General features: G+C 66.2%; 22 protein-coding genes. 7 read left to right on the forward strand and 15 right to left on the reverse strand.

Translation table 11 applies throughout. The features are described 5' to 3' along the window. Both LAQ58_RS14860 and LAQ58_RS14865 read right to left on the reverse strand, forming a co-directional pair. Positions 1-420, reverse strand: a complete 420-nt coding sequence (locus LAQ58_RS14860; RefSeq protein WP_224448222.1) for a PPC domain-containing DNA-binding protein — start codon at positions 418-420, stop codon at positions 1-3. Between the two features lie 113 nt (positions 421-533). Then, the gene (locus LAQ58_RS14865) at positions 534-704 is read right to left on the reverse strand and encodes a DUF7556 family protein (protein ID WP_224448223.1); all 171 of its coding nucleotides are present in this window, start codon (positions 702-704) and stop codon (positions 534-536) included. A gap of 260 nt (positions 705-964) precedes the next feature. Between LAQ58_RS14865 and LAQ58_RS14870 the strand changes: the two genes are divergently transcribed. The 5 genes from LAQ58_RS14870 to LAQ58_RS14890 all read left to right on the forward strand — a co-directional run bounded on the left by LAQ58_RS14870 (position 965) and on the right by LAQ58_RS14890 (position 6086). Continuing rightward, on the forward strand, positions 965-1822 hold the full coding sequence (locus LAQ58_RS14870; RefSeq protein ID WP_224448224.1) for a CBS domain-containing protein: 858 nt from the start codon (positions 965-967) through the stop codon (positions 1820-1822). 1 nt (position 1823) lies between these two features. Next, entirely contained in the window at positions 1824-3614 is a 1791-nt protein-coding gene (gene glyS / locus LAQ58_RS14875; protein ID WP_224448225.1) for a glycine--tRNA ligase, read from the forward strand. Further along, on the forward strand, positions 3611-4204 hold the full coding sequence (locus tag LAQ58_RS14880) for a diacylglycerol/polyprenol kinase family protein (RefSeq protein ID WP_224448226.1): 594 nt from the start codon (positions 3611-3613) through the stop codon (positions 4202-4204). Before glyS ends, LAQ58_RS14880 begins: the two co-directional genes overlap by 4 nt. A 116-nt stretch (positions 4205-4320) precedes the next feature. After that, a complete protein-coding gene (locus LAQ58_RS14885; RefSeq protein WP_224448227.1) occupies positions 4321-4821 on the forward strand; it encodes a cation:proton antiporter regulatory subunit in 501 nt (166 codons plus the stop codon). 65 nt (positions 4822-4886) lie between these two features. After that, positions 4887-6086, forward strand: coding sequence for a cation:proton antiporter (locus LAQ58_RS14890; RefSeq protein ID WP_425490665.1), 1200 nt, complete (start codon positions 4887-4889; stop codon positions 6084-6086). A gap of 15 nt (positions 6087-6101) precedes the next feature. On the opposite strand, the gene argF is transcribed toward LAQ58_RS14890, so the two are convergent. From argF to LAQ58_RS14940, 10 genes are all read right to left on the reverse strand, one after another. Continuing rightward, positions 6102-7010: an ornithine carbamoyltransferase gene (gene argF, locus LAQ58_RS14895; protein WP_224448228.1), complete on the reverse strand. Its 909-nt coding sequence runs from the start codon at positions 7008-7010 to the stop codon at positions 6102-6104. Then, complete coding sequence (locus LAQ58_RS14900; protein WP_224448229.1) at positions 7010-8119, reverse strand: [LysW]-lysine hydrolase; 1110 nt, start codon at positions 8117-8119, stop codon at positions 7010-7012. The genes argF and LAQ58_RS14900 overlap by 1 nt, the downstream gene beginning before the upstream one ends. Next, complete coding sequence (locus tag LAQ58_RS14905; protein ID WP_224448230.1) at positions 8116-9252, reverse strand: aspartate aminotransferase family protein; 1137 nt, start codon at positions 9250-9252, stop codon at positions 8116-8118. The genes LAQ58_RS14900 and LAQ58_RS14905 overlap by 4 nt, the downstream gene beginning before the upstream one ends. Further along, positions 9249-10298 (reverse strand): acetylglutamate/acetylaminoadipate kinase, encoded by a 1050-nt coding sequence (locus LAQ58_RS14910; RefSeq protein WP_224448231.1) that lies wholly within the window; start codon positions 10296-10298, stop codon positions 9249-9251. Before LAQ58_RS14910 ends, LAQ58_RS14905 begins: the two co-directional genes overlap by 4 nt. Positions 10299-10341: 43 nt before the next feature. Then, the gene (argC, locus tag LAQ58_RS14915) at positions 10342-11379 is read right to left on the reverse strand and encodes an N-acetyl-gamma-glutamyl-phosphate reductase (protein WP_224448232.1); all 1038 of its coding nucleotides are present in this window, start codon (positions 11377-11379) and stop codon (positions 10342-10344) included. Then, positions 11376-12248 carry a lysine biosynthesis protein LysX gene (gene lysX / locus LAQ58_RS14920; protein WP_224450186.1) on the reverse strand — a complete coding sequence of 291 codons (873 nt, stop codon included), beginning with the start codon at positions 12246-12248 and terminating at the stop codon, positions 11376-11378. Before lysX ends, argC begins: the two co-directional genes overlap by 4 nt. Positions 12249-12250: 2 nt before the next feature. Further along, positions 12251-12421, reverse strand: a complete 171-nt coding sequence (gene lysW, locus LAQ58_RS14925) for a lysine biosynthesis protein LysW (RefSeq protein WP_224448233.1) — start codon at positions 12419-12421, stop codon at positions 12251-12253. Positions 12422-12762: 341 nt separating this feature from the next. Continuing rightward, positions 12763-14235 (reverse strand): argininosuccinate lyase, encoded by a 1473-nt coding sequence (gene argH, locus LAQ58_RS14930; RefSeq protein ID WP_224448234.1) that lies wholly within the window; start codon positions 14233-14235, stop codon positions 12763-12765. 3 nt (positions 14236-14238) lie between these two features. Then, the gene (locus tag LAQ58_RS14935; protein ID WP_224448235.1) at positions 14239-15480 is read right to left on the reverse strand and encodes an argininosuccinate synthase; all 1242 of its coding nucleotides are present in this window, start codon (positions 15478-15480) and stop codon (positions 14239-14241) included. 659 nt (positions 15481-16139) lie between these two features. Further along, entirely contained in the window at positions 16140-16610 is a 471-nt protein-coding gene (locus LAQ58_RS14940) for a histidine kinase (protein WP_224448236.1), read from the reverse strand. 171 nt (positions 16611-16781) lie between these two features. Between LAQ58_RS14940 and LAQ58_RS14945 the strand changes: the two genes are divergently transcribed. Both LAQ58_RS14945 and LAQ58_RS14950 read left to right on the forward strand, forming a co-directional pair. Continuing rightward, positions 16782-18950, forward strand: coding sequence for an ATP-dependent DNA helicase (locus LAQ58_RS14945; protein WP_224450187.1), 2169 nt, complete (start codon positions 16782-16784; stop codon positions 18948-18950). 78 nt (positions 18951-19028) lie between these two features. Beyond that, on the forward strand, positions 19029-20387 hold the full coding sequence (locus LAQ58_RS14950) for a cytochrome P450 (RefSeq protein WP_224448237.1): 1359 nt from the start codon (positions 19029-19031) through the stop codon (positions 20385-20387). 7 nt (positions 20388-20394) lie between these two features. Here LAQ58_RS14950 and LAQ58_RS14955 read toward each other — a convergent pair whose 3' ends face one another. The 3 genes from LAQ58_RS14955 to LAQ58_RS14965 form a co-directional block, all read right to left on the reverse strand. Beyond that, the gene (locus LAQ58_RS14955; RefSeq protein WP_224448238.1) at positions 20395-20895 is read right to left on the reverse strand and encodes a 2'-5' RNA ligase family protein; all 501 of its coding nucleotides are present in this window, start codon (positions 20893-20895) and stop codon (positions 20395-20397) included. 4 nt (positions 20896-20899) lie between these two features. Further along, the gene (locus LAQ58_RS14960; RefSeq protein ID WP_224448239.1) at positions 20900-21703 is read right to left on the reverse strand and encodes a hypothetical protein; all 804 of its coding nucleotides are present in this window, start codon (positions 21701-21703) and stop codon (positions 20900-20902) included. A 113-nt stretch (positions 21704-21816) separates the two neighbouring features. Next, positions 21817-22011 (reverse strand): DUF7554 family protein, encoded by a 195-nt coding sequence (locus LAQ58_RS14965; protein ID WP_224448240.1) that lies wholly within the window; start codon positions 22009-22011, stop codon positions 21817-21819. Positions 22012-22079 lie beyond the last annotated feature (68 nt).

The following is a 22079-nucleotide window of genomic DNA, read 5'->3' on the forward strand; positions in this document are numbered from 1 at the left end:
TTAGAGCCAGAGGTCCAGGTCGGTCACGTCGTCGTGGTCCCGTTCGAGCGACTCGTCGAACGCGCGGAGGTACACCTCGCCGGCGAACACTGTCGCGGCGTTGAGATGCCCCGCCAGCGCCTGCCCGCTCGGGCGCGAGAGGACGGCGTGGGTGTGCGCGAACGGTTCGCCGTCGAGCAGTGAGACGTTGCCGACGCAGGCGGCGACCTCCAGCGGTTCGTCGAACCGGACGGAACGGTACTCCATCTCCTCTTGGTCGTAGAACCAGACGTCGGCGTCCTGTACCGCGCCCATCGCGTTGAACCACGCCGAGTCGATTCCCTCGCGCTCGGCGAACTCCTCTATCTCTTCTCGCCAGTCCGCACCAGTTTCGAGTCGCGCCAGAAACTCCCGACTCGAAGTGACCTCCCGGTAGTTCATGGACCACTCGTTGCAGGGAACCAAGAAAAAAGTTCACTGTTCGCGGGGCGGGCGGCTGCGCTCGTGGCGGGTCGGTCAGCGAGAAAAGTCGTTTCGGCCGTTTTTCGCGACGTTCAGCACCACTCGGCGAGTACCGGCGCCTCCGCCGTTCGCATCGAAAGCCACGCGTCGTCTCGCGTAATATCTGCGATGATAAGCTCCGAACTGCGGGGGGAGGATGAATCCACCGAGGCCATCACCTCAGTGTCCGGGGCATCGACGGCTGTCGTCGCTTCCGGCGTCATGTATGGGATGTTATCGCATGGGATAATAAGCACACCGAAACGACAGGCCGGTTGTCCCGTTCCACTGAGGGTAAGTTTCTGCGTCGGATGGCCCCGAGAGTCCCTCGAAACGCCGGTTGGCCGGGAGTAGTCGGTCTCGTCTAGAATAGCAAACGAGTTTACACGAATCGAAACGGTATTATCGGAGAACTGACCGACCGGACGCGAACGACCACCACACCTTCGCAGAGTACAAGAGGTGCGAGGGAGTACCCGACGCTATGCAAGTCGCCGACGCCATGACGCCCCGCGAGGAGGTCGTGACAGTCGAACTCCCAGGCACGCGGGACGACGTACTCGAGTATCTCCAAGAGCGCGGCTTCTCCTCCGTTCCGGTCGTCAAAGAGACGGACGAGGGCGAGGAGTACCGCGGTCTCGTCTCCCGCGACGACCTCATCGAACACCCCGACGAGGACCAACTCGCCATCCTGATGCGGGAGGTCCCGACGACGACGCCCGACACCGACCTGACCGACGCCGCGCGCTTGATGCTCCGCAAAGGTGCGCGCCGCGTCCCCGTCGTCGAAGTCGACGGCGCGACGGCGCTCGTCGGTATCGTCACCGTCACCGACGTAGTCCACGCAATCGCCCGCGGCGACGCCGACGGCGAGACCGAAGTCGGCGAACTGGCCGCCACCGACATCAACACGACGTACGAAGGGACGCCGCTGACGGTCGCCGAACGCGAAATCTACTACGCGAACGTCCCGTACGCGATCGTCCTCGACGACGAGGGGACGATGAACGGCATCCTCACCGAGGTCGACATCATCGACGTCGCCCGCGTCGTCGAGGGCGAGGACGAGACCGGCGACTCGATGGCCAACCAGGACGACGAGTGGATGTGGGAGGGCATCAAAGCCGTCGGCAACCGATACATCCCGACCCGGAACGTCGAAATCCCGGCCGAACCCGTCGCCGAGTTCATGACGACCGACCTCGTGACGCTCTCGCGCCGCCGGACGGCGATGGAGGCAGCCCAACAGATGATCACGAACGACATCGAACAGATTCCGATGGTCAGCGGCGACGAACTCGTCGGCGTCGTGCGCGACGTGAACCTGCTGGAGGCGCTCTGAGATGACCGACGCGCAAGCCATCACCGAACTGGCGAAGCGTCGCGGCTTCTTCTTTCTCTCCAGCGAAGCATACGGCGGCGTCGCCGGCTTCTACACGTTCGGCCCACAGGGCGCGGCGCTGAAGGCGAATGTCGAGTCTGCATGGCGCGACCGCTACACCGTGATGGAGGGCAACCGCGAGATCGAGGCGCCGACCATCATGCCAGAACCCGTCTTCGAGGCGTCGGGCCACCTCGACGGCTTCAACGACATGCTCGTCGAGTGCGCCGCCTGTGGCGAGAGCCACCGCGCCGACCACCTCGTCGAGGACGTCACCGACATCGAGGACGCCGAGGCGCTGCCGAACTCGGAGGTCGCCGACCTCATCGCCGAACACGAGATACACTGCCCGAACTGCGGCGAACCGCTCGCGGGCCGGTCCGTCGAGAACTTCAACCTCATGTTCAGCACCGACATCGGTCCCGGTGGCGACCAACCCGGCTACCTCCGCCCGGAGACCGCGCAGGGCATCTTCGTCGAGTTCCCGCGTCTGAAGGAGTACGCCCGCGGCCAGTTGCCGTTCGGCGTCACCCAGATCGGCCGCGCCTACCGCAACGAGATCAGCCCCCGCAAGGGTCTCGTCCGCGTCCGCGAGTTCACGCAAGCGGAGTTAGAGCAGTTCATCGACCCCGAGGAGGACGAACCGAACCTCGACGCCGTCGCCGACGTAGAAGTCCGTCTCTACCCCGCGACCGAACAGCAGAAAGACGACGGCGGCTACCTCGAGACGACCATCGGCGAGGCCGTCGACGCGGGCGTCGTCGCCAACGAGTGGGTTGGCTACTACCTCGGCATCTCCCAGGAGTGGTACGAACGCATCGGCGTCGACATGGACCGCTTCCGCTTCCGCCAGCACCTCTCGGGCGAGCGCGCCCACTACGCCAGCGACTGCTGGGACGCCGAGTCCGAATTGGGCGGCGACTGGGTCGAAATCGCCGGCTTCGCCTACCGCGGCGACTACGATCTCTCGAAGCACGGCGAGTACTCCGACGACGACTTCACCGTCTTCAAGCAGTACGACGAACCGAAGACGGTCGAACGCGCCGTCGTCGACCCGGACATGAGCACGCTCGGTCCGGAGTTCGGCGGCGCAGCCGCCGACATCGCAGACGCGCTGCGGGACCTCGCGGCGCGCGACCCAGACGCCTTCGACGGCGACGAGGTGACCGTCGAAGCCGACGGCAAGACGTACACCGTCGACACGGAGGTCGCCGAATTCCGCGTCGAAGAGCAGACCGAGTCCGGCGAGCACATCACGCCGCACGTCGTCGAACCGTCGTTCGGCGTCGGCCGCACGGTGTACACCGTGCTCGAACACGCCTACCGCGAAGACGAGGTGTCGGGCGAGGAGCGAACGTACCTCGCGCTCGAACCCGAAGTCGCCCCGACGTACGTCGGTGTCTTCCCGCTCGTCGGCAACGACGAGCGACTAACGGAGCTGGCGCAGGAACTCGTCCGCGACGTTCGCGAGGCGGGCCTGTCGGCGGAGTACGACGACTCCGGGAACATCGGTCGTCGCTACCGCCGCAAGGACGAGATCGGTACGCCGTTCTGCGTGACGGTCGACCGCGACGGCGTCGAGGGCGGCGGCGAGACGACCGTCACGGTTCGCGAGCGCGACACGACAGCCCAGATTCGCCTGCCGGTCGACGCGCTCGTCGACGAACTGACGGCGATGCGGGAGGGTCGCAAAACGTTCGACGACCTGCTGGACGCGTACGAGCGCGTCGACACCGGCGCCGCGGAGGCGTGAGCGAGCTTACGCGCCGCTTCGTCCACGCGAGCGGGACGAGCATCCCGGCGCTCTACCTGCTCGGCGCCGTCACGTGGCAGCAGTTGGGCTACGTGCTGCTCGGACTCTCGGCGGTCGTCTCGGTGCTCGAACTCGTCCGGTTAGTCGTCGGTCTCGACTGGTGGGTGTACCGCGAACTCACCCGCGAGTACGAACAGGAGAACGTGGCGGGCTACGCGCTGTACATGTACAGCATGACCGTCGTCGCCTGGCTCTTTCCGTGGTTCGTCGCGGTTCCGGGGATGTTGATGCTCACCGTCGGCGACCCGATAAGCGGGATTCTGGGGAGCAATGAGGCGGGGCGCGCGAAGGAACTCGGCGTGCTCGCCGCCATGTTCCTCGTCTGCTTCGCGCTGGCGGTGCCGTTCACGACCGGTCCGGCGGGGACGACGCGCGTCGTCGGTCTCGGCGCGGCGGCGGCGGGCGCGGCGGGCGCGACGTTCGCCGACGGCGTCAAACCCGTCGTCGCCGGCTACGTGGTCGACGACAATCTCTCGATTCCGCCCGCTGCCTGCGTGGGCATCGCGGCAGTGCTGTGGCTGGTGGCGTGAGCGTCGTCTCGAGGCGACGTTCGACCCCACTCGCGAGATCCGGCCGCTCACGGTACTCGCGCCGCTCCGCCAAGACGACGGTAGAGCCTTAGGTTCCGCGTCCGATTGTTCCGGATATGACCGTCTACGAGAGCGACCTTCCCGGCGTCGGCAAGAAGTTCGAGGTGGAGTTGAACGACGGGAGTCAGCTCGTCATCGTCATCCACAACACGGGGAAGCGTGAGCTGTTTCTCCGCGAATCGCCCGATTCGGACTCCGAGAAATTGTTCGAGCTCTCGGACCGCCTCTCCCGGCAGGTCGGCACCATCATGGAGGGGGCGTACTTCCAGCCGATTCGAACCGAGACCATCGACACGGTGCTGTCGGACGAGACGCTCATCGAGTGGGTGAAACTCACCGCCGACTCGCCGCTGGTGGGCAAGACGCTCGCGGAGTCGGAGGTCCGCCAGCGAATCGGCGTCTCCGTCGTCGCCGTCCAGCGCGACGACGAGACCATCTCGAACCCCGGCGCGGACTTCGCGGCCGAAGAGGGAGACATCCTCGTGGTCATCGGCGGACAGGACGCCTGCCGGGAGTTCCAACGATACGTGACTGCTGAGCCAACCACCGACGAATGAGCGGTGAGACGCGAGGTGAAGGGAACGAACCGGGAGCGCGGGCTGTCGAAGAGGTGGTCGAATAGATGGCGGCGATGGAACTGTGGCAGGTCGGCGCGCTGTTCATCGGCATCGCGATGGCGGGAGTGATTGCGACGCGCGTCGACCTCTCGGTGATTCCGCTGTACGTCGTCGTCGGGATGCTCGTCGGCCCGAACGTGCTGGGGCGGTACGCCCCCGAGTTCGCGATCCCGAACACCGACGTGGTGACGATACTCGCCGAAATCGGTATCGTTCTCTTGCTCTTCTTCCTCGGACTCGAGTTCAGTCTCGACCGCCTCATGGAGGCGAAGCGGCGTATCACCGGGGCGGGGCTGTTGGACCTCGGCATCAACTTCCCCGTCGGCGTCGGTCTCGGGTTGCTGTTCGGATGGAGTCTGCTCGAATCGGTGCTGTTGGGTGGTATCGTTTATATCTCCTCCAGCGCCGTCATCACGAAGTCGCTCATCGACCTCGGCTGGATCGCAAACCGCGAGAGCGAACCGATGTTGGGGACGCTCGTCTTCGAGGACCTCTTTATCGCCGTCTACCTCGCCGTCGTCGCTGCGCTCGTAGGCGGGAGCGGAGGTCTCGAGTCCGCCGCCGTTGACGTGGGCATCGCTGTCACGTTTTTGGGGCTTCTGCTCGCGGGCGTCCGTTTCGGCGGCCCGCTGTTCGAGCGACTGTTCGACGCCGATACGAGCGAACTGTTCGTGCTCCGCGTGCTGGCGGTGGCGGTGTTCGTCGCCGGCGTCGCGCTCGCCATCGGCGTGAGCGAGGCCGTCGCGGCGTTCTTCGTCGGGATGGGATTTTCGAGCACCGACCACGTCGAGCGCATCGAGCGGCTCATGACGCCGGTTCGGGACGTGTTCGCCGCCGTCTTCTTTTTCTACATCGGTCTCGGCACCGACCCGCTGCTCGTGGCGACGACGGTCGGGATTCTGGCGATCGCCGTCGTCGCGACGACGCCGACGAAGATACTCTCGGGCTTCTACAGCGGCCGCATCTACGACCTCGACGACCGGCGCTCGCTCCGCGTCGGCTTCGGCATGGTGACGCGCGGGGAGTTCTCGCTCATCATCGCCACGGTAGCGGCGACCGGAAACGGACCCGTGATGACGCAGGTGATTCCGGCGTTCGCCGTCGGCTACGTGCTGGTGATGAGCATCCTCGGAACGGTGTTGATGCAGTATTCGGGGGTGTTCGAGGGGATGCTGGAGCGTCGCCGATCGGAGACAATGAGCTAAAAGAGCGCAGAACGGTTACGACAGCAGTTCCGCCAGCAATCCGTTCTGGGCGTGCAGACGATTTTCGGCCTGCTGCCAGACGAGCGAGCGCTCGGATTCGAGCACGTCGTCGGTTATCTCCTCGCCGCGGTGGGCGGGCAGACAGTGCATCACTTTCGCGTCGGTGTCGGCGAGCAGGGCGGCGTCGAGTTGGAAACCGTCGAACGCCGCCAGTTTCTCCTCGCGTTCGTCCTCCTGTCCCATGCTCACCCAGACGTCGGTGTACACCGCGTCCGCGTCGGCGACCGCCGCTTCCGGACTCGTCGTCGTCTCGGGCGCTCCGCCGAGTTCGGCCGCGCGCGAGAGTACCTCGTCGTCGATGCCGTAGCCCTCCGGCGTCGCGACGGTGAGATCGATACCCGCGAGCGCACAGCCGAGAACGAACGACTGGGCGACGTTGTTGCCGTCGCCGACCCACGCGACGTCGACGTCGAAGCCGCCGAACGTCTCGCGGATGGTGAGGAGATCTGCGAGCGTCTGACACGGGTGGGCGTCGTCGGTGAGACCGTTGACGACGGGGACGGTGGCGTAGTCGGCGAGCTCTTCGAGGTCCGCGTGGTCGAACAGGCGAGCCATGATGACGTCGACGTAGCCCGACAGTGCGCGGGCGGTGTCCTTTATTGGTTCGCCGTGGCCGAGGTGGACGTCGTCGGGACCGAGAAAGATGGCGTGGCCGCCGAGTTTCGTCATCCCCGTCTCGAACGACACTCTCGTCCGGGTGCTCGGCTTCTCGAACAGCATCGCCAGCGTCGCCTGCGGGAACTGCACGTCGTCGTCGCCGGCTTTCAGCGCCGCCGCCCGGTCGAGAACCACCTCTACGTCCGCGGCCGAGAGGTCGTCGATGTCGACGACGTTCGCCGTCTCCAGTTCGGTCGCCGCCGCCATCACGCCTCGCCACCCAGTTTCTCGGCGACGGTCGTGAGGACCGACACGGAGTTGTCGAACTCTGAAAGCGAGAGGTGCTCGTTCGGCGCGTGGTCGAGGTCCGAGTCGCCGGGACCGTAGGTGACCATCGGGCAGTCCCAGACGCCCGCGTAGAGGTTCATGTCGCTCGTGCCGGTCTTGCGTAGGAGTCGTGGGTCGCCGCCGGTCTGCCGGATGGCGACGCGGAACGCCCGCGCCACGTCGGTGCGGGGACTCTCCATGACGGGCGGAATCGGCTCCTGCCAGTGGACGCTCCCGCTCGTGAGTTCGCCCTCCGCAACTTCGCGCACGTCGTCGATTGTCAGTTTCGGCGGAACGCGGAACTGCACGTCGACGGTCGCCTCGACGGCGAAGCCGTCCTCGGTTGGTCCGCCGTCGAAAGCGATGGGTTTGGTCGTCACGGTGTCGAAGACGCCGCTCTCCTCGTCGGCCTCGGGGTCGAAGAACTCGGCCACACGCGACCACCAGTTCACCGCCGACTGGATGGCGTTCTCCTCGGGGCGCGAGGAGTGGCCGAGTTCGCTCGTACCGACGTACGTCCCCGCGAGGAAGCCGCGGTAGCCGAGCGTGATGCCGTCCCAGCCGCTGGGTTCGCCGTTGACGACGGCGTCGGGTTCCGCGCGCGTCTCGGCGAGGTGGCGCGCGCCGCGGGAGTCTGTCTCCTCGCCGACGACGCCGACGAAGCTCACGCCGGTCTCGACGGCGGTCGCGGCCATCGCCGCCAGCGGGCCGGTCGCGTCGACGCTGCCCCGGCCCCAGAGCTGGGGACCGTCGTCGCCCTCCTTCACTTCGACCGGCACCTCGCCGGGGACGGTGTCGATGTGCGAGGTCAGAAGTACGGAGTCAGCGGCGGGCGCGCGGACGTTGCCCACCTCGTCGGTCCACGCCTCGCGGTCGTGCGCCTCGAAGAAGTCGACGAGCACCGCGGCCGCGTCGGCCTCGTCGCCCGAGACCGACGGCGTCGAGACGAGGTCGAAGAGGAGACGTTTGGCCTCGGTGTCGAGCGCGTCGTGATACTCGGTCGTCTCGCCAGACGCCTCGCTCGCGTCGTCGGCGTCGAGTGCGTTCATCCGAGCACCTCCGCGAACGCCTCGACGAAGCGGTCGGCGTGCTCCTGCTCGGCGACGAGCGGCGGCAGCAGTCTGACGACCGACCGACCCGCCGGAAGCGCGAGTATCTGCTCGGAGAGCGCCAGATCCCGGAGGATACGGTTCGACCCGCGTTTGACTTCGACGCCGAGCATCAACCCCTGCCCGCGCACCTCGCGGACGGGGAGGTCGTGCTCCTCGGTCGCTGCTTCGAGGGACTCGGCGAGGTACGCGCCCACGTCACCGGCGTGCGTCGGGAGGTCCTCCTCGACCACCACGTCGAGCGTCGCGTTGGCGGCGGCGCAGACGACGGGACCGCCCGAGAACGTCGACCCGTGATCGCCGCACTCCTCGGCGATCCAGTCCGCACAGAGCGTCGCGCCGAGCGGGAGGCCCGAAGCGATGCCTTTCGCCGTTGTGAGGATGTCCGGCGTGACACCCGCCGCTTCGCAGGCCCACAGCGACCCGGTGCGACCGACGCCGGTCTGAATCTCGTCGAAGACGAGCGCCGACCCGGCATCTTCGGTCACCTCGCCGGCAGCCTGCAGGTAGTCGGCGTCGGCGGCGTGAACGCCGCCCTCGCCCTGCACGGGTTCGAGGAACACCGCTGCCGTCTCGTCGTCGACGGCGTCGGCCAGTTCCTCGCTGTCGCCGTAGGAGACGAACTCGACGCCACCCGCCAGCGGCTCGAACGGTTTTTTGTACTTCTGTTTCCACGTCATCGCCAGCGCGCCGAGGGTTCGGCCGTGGAACCCGCGTTTAGTGGCGACGATTTTCGAACGCCCCGTCGCGCTGCGGGCGAACTTCATCGCCGCCTCGTTGGCTTCGGTGCCGGAGTTACAGAGCCAGACGTTCGATACGTCGCCGGGTGCGAGCGTCGCCAACTTCTCGTACAGTTCGGTGCGCGCGGCGACGGGGTACGACCCTTGCACGTAGAGCAGTTCGCCCGCCTGCTTCTGGACCGCTTCGACGACTTTGGGGTGGCAGTGACCCGTCGCGGCAACGGCGTAACTCGCGCCGAAGTCGAGGTACTCGGTCCCGTCGGCAGCGTACAGCGACATGCCGTCGCCCGATTCGATTTGGATGGGTTTTTCGGAGAAGACAAAGCCACTCATACAGAATCACCTCCGAGCGCCGAGGCGTCGACGGAAGCAGCGGAATCGGCGGCGGTATCGGGCGCGTCGTCGCCGAGTGCGCCGGGCGTGATGCGCGTCCCTGCGCCGTTGAGCGCCGCGACGATGGGGTCGTTGAGGTTGGCGTCGGAGACGATTACGGCCGACGCGCCGCCGATCAGCGCCTCTTTCGCCGCCATCACCTTCTTCGTCATGAACCCCTTGGCAGCCGTTTCGACCTCTGCGAGTTTCTCGGGCGTCGCCGCCGAGTCGATGCGCGTCGCCTCGTCGTCGGGGTCCTCGTAGACGCCCGATACGTCGGTCAGGACGACGAGTTCCGCGCCGAGCGCGCCAGCGACGGCGGCAGCGGCGCGGTCGGCGTCAGCGTTGACGGGCGTGACCGAGCCGTCAGTCTCCTCGCCGAGCATCGGGACCGTGACGACCGGCGTGTAGCCGTCCGAGAGCAGCGTCTCAAGCAACTGAGCGTTGACCGACTGTATCTTCCCGGAGTGGTCGCCGCGCTTGATCTTCTTCTTGCCTCCCTCAACGACGCGGACGGCCGATTTTCGTTTTCCAGCGAGGAGGCCGCCGTCGACGCCCGAGAGGCCGACGGCGTCGACGCCCGCGTTGCGCAGCGTCGCCGTCAGGTCGGTGTTGAGCTTTCCGGGCATCACCATCGAGAACACCTCCATCGCGCGCTCGTCGGTGAACCGGCCGACGACACCCGACGGCGTCTCGACGTACGTCGGTTCCTCGCCGAGCGCTTCGAGCGTCTCGTCGACGGCGGTCGACCCGCCGTGGACGACGACGACGTCTCTGCCGTTTGCGACGAGATGTGCAACGTCACCCACTGCGCCCGCGGGGTCGACGGCTTTCGCGCCGCCGACTTTGACGACGACCGGCGGCTGTCGGGCGTCGCCACCATCGGTCCGAATTGTAGTGACGCCGCCGTCGGTGTACAGTTGGTCATCGGCTGTGCCGCAGTCGTTGTCGATTAGCTGCTCGTGGGCCGCGAGCAGTTCATCACGCGTGTAGGTGCTCTGTGTCATCGGTGTGTCTCTCTCGTGGTTCGATTCCAGTCCAATCCAGTTCTCAGGGCGAGCCGACGGGGTGCAGGCCGGTGAATTCGAGTCCGTCGGTCTCGTCGAATCCGAGTGCGACATTCGCCGCGTGGACCGCCTGCCCGGCGGAGCCTTTCATCATGTTGTCGATGGCCGAGAAGACGACGAGGCGCCTGTTCGCGGGGTCGACCTCGAAACCGACCTCGCCGAAGTTCGTCCCGGCGACCGCCTTCGGTTCGGGGTAGCGGTAGACGCCCCCACCGCCGGCGACGAGCCGCATGAACGGCTCGTCCTCGTAGCTCTCGCGGTACGCCCCCCAGAGGTCGCCTTTCGTGACGGGCGAGTCGGGGAAGACGTGACACGTCGCCGACGCCCCACGCACCATGTCCACCGCGTGGACGGTGAACGACACCGAGAGGCCGAGGAACTGCTCGATCTCGGCCTCGTGGCGGTGTCCGGTCGGCGCGTACGGGCGGACGACGCCCGAGCGCTCAGCGTGCGAGGAGGCTTTTCCGGCCGACGCGCCACCCTCCGACGACCCGACTTTCACGTCGACGACGACCTGCTCGTCGCCGTCCAAGATGTTAGCGTCGAACAGCGGCTTCAGGCCGAGAATCGTCGCCGTCGCGTTACAGCCGCCGGCGGCGATGAGCTCCGCGCCGGGTAGTTCGTCGCGCATCAGTTCCGGGAGCGCGTAGACGGATTTGTCGAGGTACTCGGGCGCGACGTGGCCGTCGTACCACTCGTCGTACTGTTCCTCACTCTGGAGCCGGAAGTCCGCCGAGAGGTCGACGACGGTGTCCGCCGCGTCCTGAAACGCGTCGATGTGCTCCATCGAGACGCCGTGGGGCGTCGCCGCGAACAGCACGTCGACGGATTCGAGATCCTCGGGCGAACTGAAGCGCAGATCCAGTTCTCTGAGATTGGGGTGGACCGAGCCGACGGTTTTGCGGTCGTACTGACGACTCGTCGCCTGCGCCACCTCGAACTCGGGGTGACCTGCGAGCAGGCGGAGCAGTTCGCCGCCCGTGAAGCCGGAGCCGCCGACGACAGCTGCGCTCGGGCTCACACGACCGCCTCCGCAGCCGTCTTCTCGGTCGCCTTCGATTCCAGCCAGTCGACGACGACAGCAGGTACGTCGACCTCGGTCGCCTCGTTCAGCGCCTTGAATTCGACGGTGTGGTTCACTTCGTGGACCGTGTACGAGTCGCCGGTCTCCATGAGGTCCACGCCGAGCAGTCCGCCGCCGACTGCGTCGCTGGCTTTCTTGACAAGTTCGAGCGCCTCGTCGTCCAACTCGAACTCTTCGGTTTCGCCGCCTTTCGCGGCGTTCGTCAACCAGTGCTCGGAAGAGCGCGTCATCGCGGCGACGGGCTCGCCGTCGGTCGCAAGCACGCGGATGTCGCGGCCGGGCTTCTCGACGAACTCCTGCACGTAGAACACCTTGTGCTCGTAGTGACCCAGGGTGGCTTTGTGCTCCAGAATCGCTTCGGCGGCACTTCTGGAGTCTATCTTCGCCATCAGGCGACCCCACGACCCGACGACGGGTTTCAAGACGCAAGGATAGCCGAACGCCTCGATGGCCTCCATCGCGCTCTCCTTCGTGAACGCAACCTTCGTCTCGGGCGTGCGGACGCCCGCCTCCGCGAGCGCGAGGCTGTTCTTCGCCTTGTCGGCGCAGATTTCGGCCGTCTCCGACGAGTTGACGACGGGCACGCCGTAGCTCTCGATGAAGCGCGTCGCGTACAGCGAGCGCGAGGTGGCGAGACAGCGGTCGACGACGACGTCGAGGTCGTCGACGGGCGCCGTCGTGCCGTCGAGGCCGAACTGGTGCTTGCGAACGTCGATTTTGGTCACGTCGTGGCCGCGCTCTCGAAGCTCCGAGAGGAGGAGCTTCTCGTCCTTGCGGATGCGCGAGTAGAGGATTCCAATCTGCAATTTCACTCCCCCCAGTCCTCTTCGAGCTCGGGGGCTCGCTCGAGGACCGGCGGGTTGACGTCGATGACTTCGAGTTCGGCACCGCAGGTGCCGCAGTCGATGATTTCGCCCGTCTCCAGGTCGTCGGCGAGGTCCAGCGTGGCCCCGCACTCGGCGCATTCTGCTTCGGTCATGGTGTATCCACTCGTTGTGGGTTACCTGCCTTAAATGCAGCGAAATTATTTGTGAAAATTAATGTCGGAGTCGTCGCTAAGCGAGTGTAGAGCGTTCGTCGTCGCCGTTTTGGAATGCAGTGTCGAGATTCCGAGTGATGTTGTCCCCCGAAGGGGACGGCGGCGGGAGCGGAGTGCCCGCGAGCCCTCGGGTTCGGACCGGCGCGCCCGCGACGAGTCGAATCGGCGGTCGTCGCGGCGGTCGCGGTTGGTCCGCGCGTCGTCGTGGTCGCGGCAGTCGACGCGGTCGACCCGGTGCGGTAGCTCGCGGTCGTCGGAGTCCTCGGAGTCCTCGGAGGCGCTCAGACATAGCTGTCGACCTCCGCACGGAGTTTCTCGTTCGCCTGAGCCAGCGCGTCGCGGCGCGCGGCGACGGAGTCGGCGTCGTCGCCGAAGCGCGCCCGTGCGTCGTCGAGTTGCGTCTCGACCGCCGACGCTGCGGGACCGCCGAGGGAGTCGCGACTCGAGACGCTCTCGGCGGGGTCGAGCGCGGCTTCGACGGTCTCGCGGTTCACGCGCGTCCAGAGGGGCTCCCCTAACACCCCTTCTGCGGCCGCGTCAAGTTTTGCAGCAATAGTTGCCGCGTCGTCGGCGTCGTCGATGCCTTCGGCCGCCGCGGCGACGATTTCGTGCGCTGTGCGGAACGGCATTCCCGTCGTCGCCAACGCGTCGGCGACGCCCGTCGCCGTCGAGAAGCCGTCGCCCGCGTCCGCCGCCAGTTCGTCGGCGTTCCACGTCGCGGTGGCGACCGCGCCCGCTGCGACGTCCGTCGCGTTGACGACGGCGTCGACGGCGCGGAACGCGTGCGGGTGCGCCAGTTGCAGGTCGCGGTTGTACGCGCGGGGGAGGCCCTTGAGGTTCGTCAAGAGTCCGGAGAGACCGCCGACAGCGTCGCCGGCGGTGCCGCGGACGAGTTCGAGCGTGTCGGGGTTCTTCTTCTGGGGCATGATGGAGGAGGTAGAGGAGTAGTCGTCCGAGAGGTCGACATACCCTTTGTTGGCGAAGATGACAAGGTCCTCCGCGAGCCCCGAGATGGTGGTCGCGTGCGTCGCGAGCGCGCCGAGCGTCTCCGCGAGGAAATCCCGAGCGGACGAGGCGTCCATCGAATTGCCTAAAACGGAGTCGAAGCCGAGCAGGTCGGCGGTGCGCTCGCGGTCGACGTCGAACGTCGTGCCCGCGAACGCCGCGGCTCCCAGCGGCGACTGGTTGATCCGGCCGTAGGCGTCGAGGAGGCGGGCAGTGTCGCGGGCGACCGCCGCCTCGTACGACAGCAGGTAGTGCGCGACGGTGATGGGCTGGGCGGGTTGCAGGTGCGTGTAACCCGGCATCACCGTCTCGGTGTGCTCGGCGGCGGTTTCTGTGAGCGCTTCGCGGAGCGCGAGCGTTCCTTCTATCGCGTCGAGGATGTCCTCGCGCAGGCGGTAGCGGATGCAGGTCGCAACCTCGTCGTTGCGACTGCGAGCGGTGTGCATCTTTCCGCCGTCTTCGCCGACGCGCTGGATGACCGCGGCCTCGATGGCCTCGTGGACGTCCTCGCCGCCGGGGAGTTCCGCGTGTCCGTCTTTCTCGACCGAGTCGAGCGCCGAGAGGATGTCCGCGGCATTGCAGTCGTCAATTATTCCTTGCTCAGTGAGCATCACGACGTGCGCGCGGTCGACGGCGAGGTCCGCCTCGAAGATACGTTCGTCGGCCGCGAGGCTGGAGAGGAAGTCGCGGGCGGGGCCGCCGCTGAAGCGGTCGCGGCGGATGACGTCGCCGGCAGACTCCTCGGTCATGAGTCAGTTGTCCTCGTTGCTCCCGCTTCCCGTCGCGCCGCCGTCGGCGGCGAGTTCGGGTTTCTCGACGTTGTTCGTCACTTCGTTGGCGAGACGCGACTGGAAGCCGTGGTACTTCGCGACACCCGTCGCGTCGGCCTGTTCGATGCCGTCGACCGTCTCGGTGTTGAACGAGGCGGCCGACTCGGAGTAAACAGCAAATTCGCTCTCGCGGGCGACCGGGCGGGCCTGCCCGCCCTGCAGTTTGACCGTCACCGTGCCGGTTACGGTTCCCTGACTCTGGTCGATGAACGCGTTCAGCGAGTCCATTAGCGGCGAGTCGACGAGACCCTCGTAACCCTTCTGGGCCCACTCGTTGTCGACGGTCGTCTTGAAGTCGCGTTCTTCTTTGGTGAGAACGAGTCCTTCGAGCGCCTCGTGCGCAGTGAGCAGCACCGTCGCTGCGGGGTGCTCGTAGTTTTCACGGACTTTGAGCCCGAGCATACGGTCTTCCATCATGTCGGTGCGGCCGACGCCGTACGCACCTGCGAGCTCGTTGAGGTGCTCGATGAGCGCTAGCGGCTCCATCTCCTCGCCGTTGACCGCGACGGGGTAGCCGTTCTCGAACTCGATTTCGACGAGTTCCGTCTCGCTGCCGGGCGCGTCGGTCCACTCGTAGATCTCTTCGGGGGGAACGTAGCCCGGATCTTCCAGTTGGCCGCCCTCGATGGAGCGGCTCCAGAGGTTGGTGTCGATGGACCAGACTCCCTCGTTGCCGCCCTCGACGGGGAGCTCCTTCTCGGCGGCGTACTCCATCTCCCACTCGCGAGTGAGACCGAGTTCGCGCACGGGGGCGATGACTTCGAGGTCGGAGGCGCGCCAGACCGCCTCGAAGCGGAGTTGGTCGTTGCCTTTGCCGGTGCAGCCGTGGGCGATGCCCTCGCAGTCGTGTTCTTTCGCCACGTCGAGGATGGCCTCGGCGATGACCGGACGCGCGAGCGCCGTCCCGAGCGGGTAGCCCTGGTAGGTCGCGTTCGCGCGTACGGAGTAGAGGCACTGTTCGGCGAACTCGGCTCGCGCGTCCACGACGTAATGTTCGAGGTCCAACGCCTCAGCCGTCTCCTCGGCCTCGTCGAACTCCTCGGCCGGTTGGCCGACGTCGACCGTGACGCCGATTACTTCGTCGTACCCGTACTCCTCTTCGAGGAGCGGGACGCATACTGTCGTGTCGAGTCCGCCGCTAAACGCGAGTGCCACGCGTGTCATTACACCATGGTCGGAGAGTAAGGGTATTAAATTCTGCGCTTTGTGTTTTGCAATTAAAACGGATACTGGAAGCTATGCGGCCAAAAATGGAGAATCTGCACTTTCCAGTTGAAGGCAAAGTGCAACGACAATGGGGGGTGAAGTAGAGTAGGGCCTAGAGGCCCGGTCGCAGCGCTCGCACGGCTCGGACGGGGGCGACCTGTCCGGCGCGGCGAGTGCGCGTCATTACTGAGTCTCTTGTAGAGGGACGTTATTAAACGCTTTCGGGGCGGCAAGCGTTGCGGTTCGGATTCGGCGTGTGAGACTCAGAAAGTGCGAGCGTGGGCGACGTATCGAAATCAGCGACGGCAGTGGAGAGTTGAACGTAGGGGCACTCGCGAGAACATCGACTTCGAGTTGAGGGCGGCTGCCGGGCGCACCGAGAGACTGTACCGGCTCGGTCCTCCCCATCCTCGGTGGCAACACAGGTCGCCACCTCCACCCGAAGGGCGGAGCCCTTCCGTGCCTGCGCTCACTTCGTACGCGCAGACCTCGCGTATCTGTCGGGCGGACGAAGCCGCCCTCCGGCGCGCGCCGACCGATTGGAAACAGGGGCGTAGCTATTCGGTGAGTCGAGACCGAACCGACGAAAGAACAAGAGCGAAACGCAGCGGGCGACGCTACAGGTTCCGCACGCTCGGGTACACTGCCCCGAGAACGAGACCGTAGACGACGTGGCCGACGAGGCTCATCGGATCGAAGTTCGGCAGCGGCGGTACTTCGGGGAAGCCGACGGCACCGAGCCAGATCGGCATCACGAACGCCGCGAGGACGACCCACAGGACAACCCCGTAGGCGACGCCGGCGGCGGCACTCCGGCCCGTCGACTCACCGAGGTTCGCCACGCCAGCGATTGCGGCGAAGACGACACCGAGAATCGCGCTGTTGGCCATGTGGATAACCCACCCTTCGAGGCCGCCGGAGAGCCCCCACAGTGCAGGGATGGCCATTTCGATGACGGGCGTCATCATCAGCGAGAGCATCATCCCCATCACCGCGCCGCCGACCAGTCCGGCGGCGACGCCGCCTTTCCACGAGCCGTGTTCAGTTATCGATGCAGTACCAGCGGCCGTTTCAGTTCGCGTCGACATCGCAACAGGATATTTGGTATGATTTGTCATAGCGGTGTTTCGGCGATGCGTCGCGCTCGCACCGCGGGGATAGCTTCATATATCAGAGATGACAGCGAGCAGTCACAGACGTCCGAGCCTTTTAACCCGGTGACGCGCAAGCGGGGAGTAGTGGCAGAGACGAACGGACACATGCGGTTCTTCCCGTACGAGGAGCCGTATCCGAACCAGCGGGCAGCGATGGACGGCATCGCCAACGCGTTCGCGCGCGAGCAGGACGTGCTCATCGAGGGCGCACCCGGCACGGGGAAGACGCTCTCGGCGCTCGTCCCCGCGCTGGAGTTCGCCCGTGAGAACGACAAGACGGTCGTCATCACGACGAACGTCCACCAGCAGATGCGCCAGTTCGTTGAGGACGCCCGCGCCATCACGCGCACCGAGCCGATTCGGGCGGTGGTGTTCCGCGGTAAGGCGTCGATGTGCCACATCGACGTGGGGTACGAGGAGTGTCAGAGCCTCCGCGACACGACCCGCTCCGTGGTCGAGAAGGAGGAGGACAGACAGCAGCTCAAACGCCGTCAGGAGCAGTTGCTCGAACAGAGCCGCGACGGCGACTCGGGGGCGGCGGAGGCCCGCAGCGCCGTCATGGACGAACTCGACCAGATCGGCGACGAACTGGACGACCTCCGCGAGACGAACGTCTGCGAGTACTACTACAACAACCTCGCCCGCGACACCGACGAGTTCTTCTCGTGGCTGTTCGACGACGTGCGCACGCCCGACGACGTGTACGAGTACGCCGACGAACGCCAGCTCTGCGGCTACGAGCTGTTGAAGGAGGGAATGGAGGGCGTCGACCTCGTCGTCTGCAACTACCACCACCTGCTCGACCCGATGATCCGCGAGCAGTTCTTCAGATGGCTGGACCGCGACCCCGGTGACGTGATAACTGTCTTCGACGAGGCGCACAACATCGAAGGTGCGGCGCGCGACCACGCGAGCAGGACGCTCACGGAGAACACTATCGAGAGCGCGCTCTCCGAACTGGAGGAGGCCGATGACTCCCGCGCCGAACCCGCCGCGAATGTCTTCGAAACGTTCCTCGACGCGCTCCGGCGAACCTACGACGAGAGCTTCGGCTTCGGCGAGCGCGAGCAAGTGGGAGAAAACTGGTCCGATGTCGGCATCGCCAACCCGGACCGCCGCGACGACCTGACGCTCGAATTCCTCCAGAGCTACGAGGGCCGCGGCATCGACGCGGAACTCGAACTCGCACTCCAGTTGGGCAAGTCTCTCGACGAGCAGTACGAGCAGGCGTACAAAGACGGCGAGACGACGACCAGAAAAGAGTGCCAGACCCTGCAGACGGCGACGTTCCTCTCGTCGTGGATTGAGGACGGGACGAAACTCGGCCAGCATCCGATGGTCTCGGTGCGCCGCGATAGCGGCACCGACGAGATCTACGGCCGCGCTGAACTGTACACCTGCATCCCGCGGCAGGTGACCGAGTCGCTGTTCGACGAAGTCCACGCGAGCGTGCTGATGAGCGCGACGCTCCGCCCCTTTGACGTCACTGAGGACGTGCTCGGCATCGAGAACGCCGTCACGCTCGCCTACGGGATGGAGTATCCCGAGGAGAACCGCCGGACGTTCGCGGTGCAGACGCCCGCGCTCTTCGCGAAGGAGCGAAACGAGGAGTCGACGCAGGAGGTCGTCGCGGGCGTGCTCTCGGACGCGATTCGGTTCACGCCGGGCAACACGCTCATCTTCTTCCCCTCGTACGCCGAGGCCCAGCGTTACTACGAGATTCTCGGCGGCAGTGGCCTCGACGGCGCGTCGCTCGGTTCGCTCATGCTCGACGAGGCGGGCACTCGGACCGAGGACCTCCGCCAGCGGTTCGTATCGAGCGACAACGCGGCGCTGTTCACCTCGCTGTGGGGGACGCTCGCCGAGGGCGTGAGCTTCGACGGCGACGACGCCCGGACCGTGCTCGTCGTCGGCGTCCCCTATCCGCACCTCTCCGAGCGAATGGAGGCGGTGCAGGACGCCTACGACCGGGCGTACGCCGACAGAGGCAGAGACCCCGGGTGGCGCTACGCCGTCGAGATTCCGACGATTCGCAAGACGCGGCAGGCGCTCGGACGGGTCATCCGCTCGCCCGAGGACTTCGGAGTTCGCGCGCTCGTGGACAAGCGCTACACCTCGGCGAGCGACACGATGGGCAAGTACGGCGTCCGCGACACGTTCCCGCCGGAAGAGCGGCGGGAACTCATCGACGTCGGCCCGGAGAAGTTGAAGTTCGCGATGCTGAACTTCTACGCCGGACACGACGCTTACGACGGAGAACCACCGAGTCCCTAACGCACCGATTCAGTCGACAGAGCGCGTCAGAAGTGTGTTCGTACGAACCCTTATCCGCGCTCCATTCCAAGCCGGGATATGCGACCGCGACCCCCGGGTCCCCGCGGCGTCCCGCTGTTCGGCAGCAGCCAGCAGTACGCGAGAGACCCCTTCAGTTTCCTCACCGCCTGCGCCGACGCCTACGGCGACGTGGTCCACTTCGACCTCGGTCCGCTCGAGACGTACATGCTCACCAACCCCGACGACATCGAGCGGGTGCTGGTGAGCGAGGCGAACAAGTACCGAAAACCCCGCTTTCAGGACGACGCTATCGGAGATCTGCTCGGCGAAGGGTTGCTGATGAGCGAGGGCGAGACCTGGCGCGAACAGCGCGAGTTGGCGCAACCGGCGTTCAACATGCAGCGCATCGCCTCCCTCGACGAGACGATGACGGCGTACACCGAGTCGATGCTCGCCGACTGGCGCGACGGCGAGACGTTCGACGTCCAGATAGAGATGGCCAGATTGACGGTCAAGATCATCGTCGAAGCGATGTTCGGGTCGACAGCGGGCGACGAACGCGTCCAGCGAGTGCAGGAACACCTCGAACCGCTCGGCGCGCGCTTCGAACCTGACCCGCGGCGTTTTCTCGTCCCCGACTGGGCACCGACGCGGGAGAACCGCGAGTACCGCGACGCCATCGAAGTGCTCGAAGCCATCATCGACGACATCGTCGCCGAGCGCCGCGGCACCGAGAACGAGCCGACGCGGATGGACCTCCTCTCGATTCTCCTCCGCGCGCAGGTGCGCGGAGAGCAGACCGACGACCAGTTACGCGACGAGATGATGACGATGCTGCTGGCGGGCCACGACACCACCGCGCTGACGCTCACGTACGCGTGGTATCTCCTCTCGCAGCATCCCGACGTAGAGGAGGCGGTTCACGCCGAACTCGACGAGGTGCTCGGCGGCGACCCGCCGAGCGCACGCGACGCTCGAAAACTTCGCTACACCGAGCAGGTGCTACAGGAGACGATGCGACTCTACCCGCCGGTGTACACGCTGTTCCGCGAACCGCTCGTGGACGTGAAACTCGGGGGTTACCGCGTGCCTGAAGGGTCGGCCGTGATGCTCCCGCAGTGGGCCGTCCACCGCTCCTCGCGCTACTACGAGAACCCATTGGAGTTCGACCCGGACCGCTGGACGCCTGCCGAGCGCTCGAAGCGCCCCCAACTGTCGTACTTCCCGTTCGGGGCCGGCCCGCGTCACTGCATCGGCAAACAGTTCTCGATGCTGGAGGCGAAACTCATCCTCGGGACGGTGGCGCAGCGGTACTCGCTGGAGTACGTCGGCGACGACGACCCGCTCAGTCTGAGCGGCTCGCTGACGATGCATCCCCGCAACCCGATGGTGATGCGGCTTCACGCGCGCGAAAACCGAAAGAGCGCGAGGCGATGACGCCGCGTCAACCCCGAAGCGGAATCGTCCCCGCGACTTCCCGATACTCGGCGCTCCAGACACAGAGTTCCGAGACGGTCCACATCACCGGGTCGAGCTCCGCGTCTCGAAGCACCTCGACGGCGGACGGAGAGCCACCGCGAGCGAGCGTCACGTGCGGGACGTACTCGTCTCCTTCCAACCCCTCTATCGCGCCGAACCGGTCGACGAGTCGCTCGTGAAGCGCGAGAAGGCCGGGACTCTCGACGGTGAGGTAGACGACGGGTCCGTCTCCTCGGACCGGCGTCTCGAAGGCGTCGATTCCCGTGACGCGCACCTCGAACGGGGGTTCGTTCGCTAGCGGTGTCCGGAGCGTCTCACGGAGGCGGTCGTACGACCGGTTCTCGAAGCGTTTGACGACGAGCGTGTGTCTGTCGCGAATCCTGTCGAACGCCGTCAACCGGGGGTAGAGCTCGGTCGCCAGCCGTTCGACGGTCCCCGGCACGAGGACGTTGAGGCTGTAGCTCACGCTCTCACGCCCACCCCGCCGCCGAGAGCGACGCCCGCCAGTCGGCGCTGTAGTCGGTCGAGAACGTGGATTCGCCGACGACGCAGAGTCCGTTCACCGATTGGATACCGCCGAACCGACCCTGCCACCCGATCCGGTAGCCGTCGCGCTCGTCGCTCGCCCCGTCGGAGACGCGGGGGCGGAGGCGCCCGTCGCGGAGTGGGAAGTCGACGCCGAACGTCGCGTCGTGGTCCGACCCGTCGGCCGTCGCCACTGAGACCGCCTGCGGGCCGGTCAGGCGGGTCGTCGGTGCGGAGTCGAGCAGTTCGTCGGTAGGCCGAAGGTCGACGCCCACGTCGAGACTCGTGAGCGCGACGCCGACCGACCGTCCCAGCGCGTCGAGCCACACCGAGTCGGTCAGCGGTTGTGCCGCGCACCAGAGCCAGTACGCGACGTGACGGCGGCCGTCCGTGTCGAACCGCCGGAGTCCGTAGCGGGCGACGACGGCGTCGGCTACGGCGTACTCGGTGTCGTCGAGCGAGGCCCGGAGGGAGAGTCGCCACGCGCCCTCAAAGTCGACATCGGAGGGTGCGTCGCCGGAGCCCCAGACGCCGCCGTCGCCGTACCGTCGGATCATCCGAGAGACGTAGTCGGCGAACGCCCGTTCGCCGAGTCGCGTCGATTCGGCCGCGAGCGACCGCGAATCGCCGGTTCTGGCGACGACGACCGGCGGGGCGCGACCGAGACAGCCGACCGTGACGGCGCCGACCGATCCGATCGCGCCGACCCTGCGGAGGAACGTCCGGCGGGAACTGGTCGGTGTCGTCATCGCCGCCGACTACGTGCGGGAGCACAAAAACCTGTCAGGTACGCGCGGGCGAACGGACACGCCGCCGAAAACGCATCGTGTGCCGATGCGAAGCCCACGAACACACGACGGTCTCAGAGCCGGTCGAAGAACCAGAGCAGGATGAGCGCGACGACAGCGAGACCCAGCAAGGGCTGGAGCGGGCCGAGCAGTCCGCCGACGATACCCAGCGCCGTTCCGACGATTTCGAGCACCAACCAGACGACGACGAGGACCAAGACGACTTTCAAGAGGTCTTCAACGTCGAGTTCTGCGCGGCTACGACTCATACGTGAGCGTGATTGTTCGGTAGGCAAAAACGCTACGGCTACGTCTCCAGTCGCCGATAGGTGGACGA

The organism is Haloprofundus salilacus, from assembly GCF_020150815.1.
GTDB classification, from domain to species: Archaea; Halobacteriota; Halobacteria; order Halobacteriales; family Haloferacaceae; genus Haloprofundus; species Haloprofundus salilacus.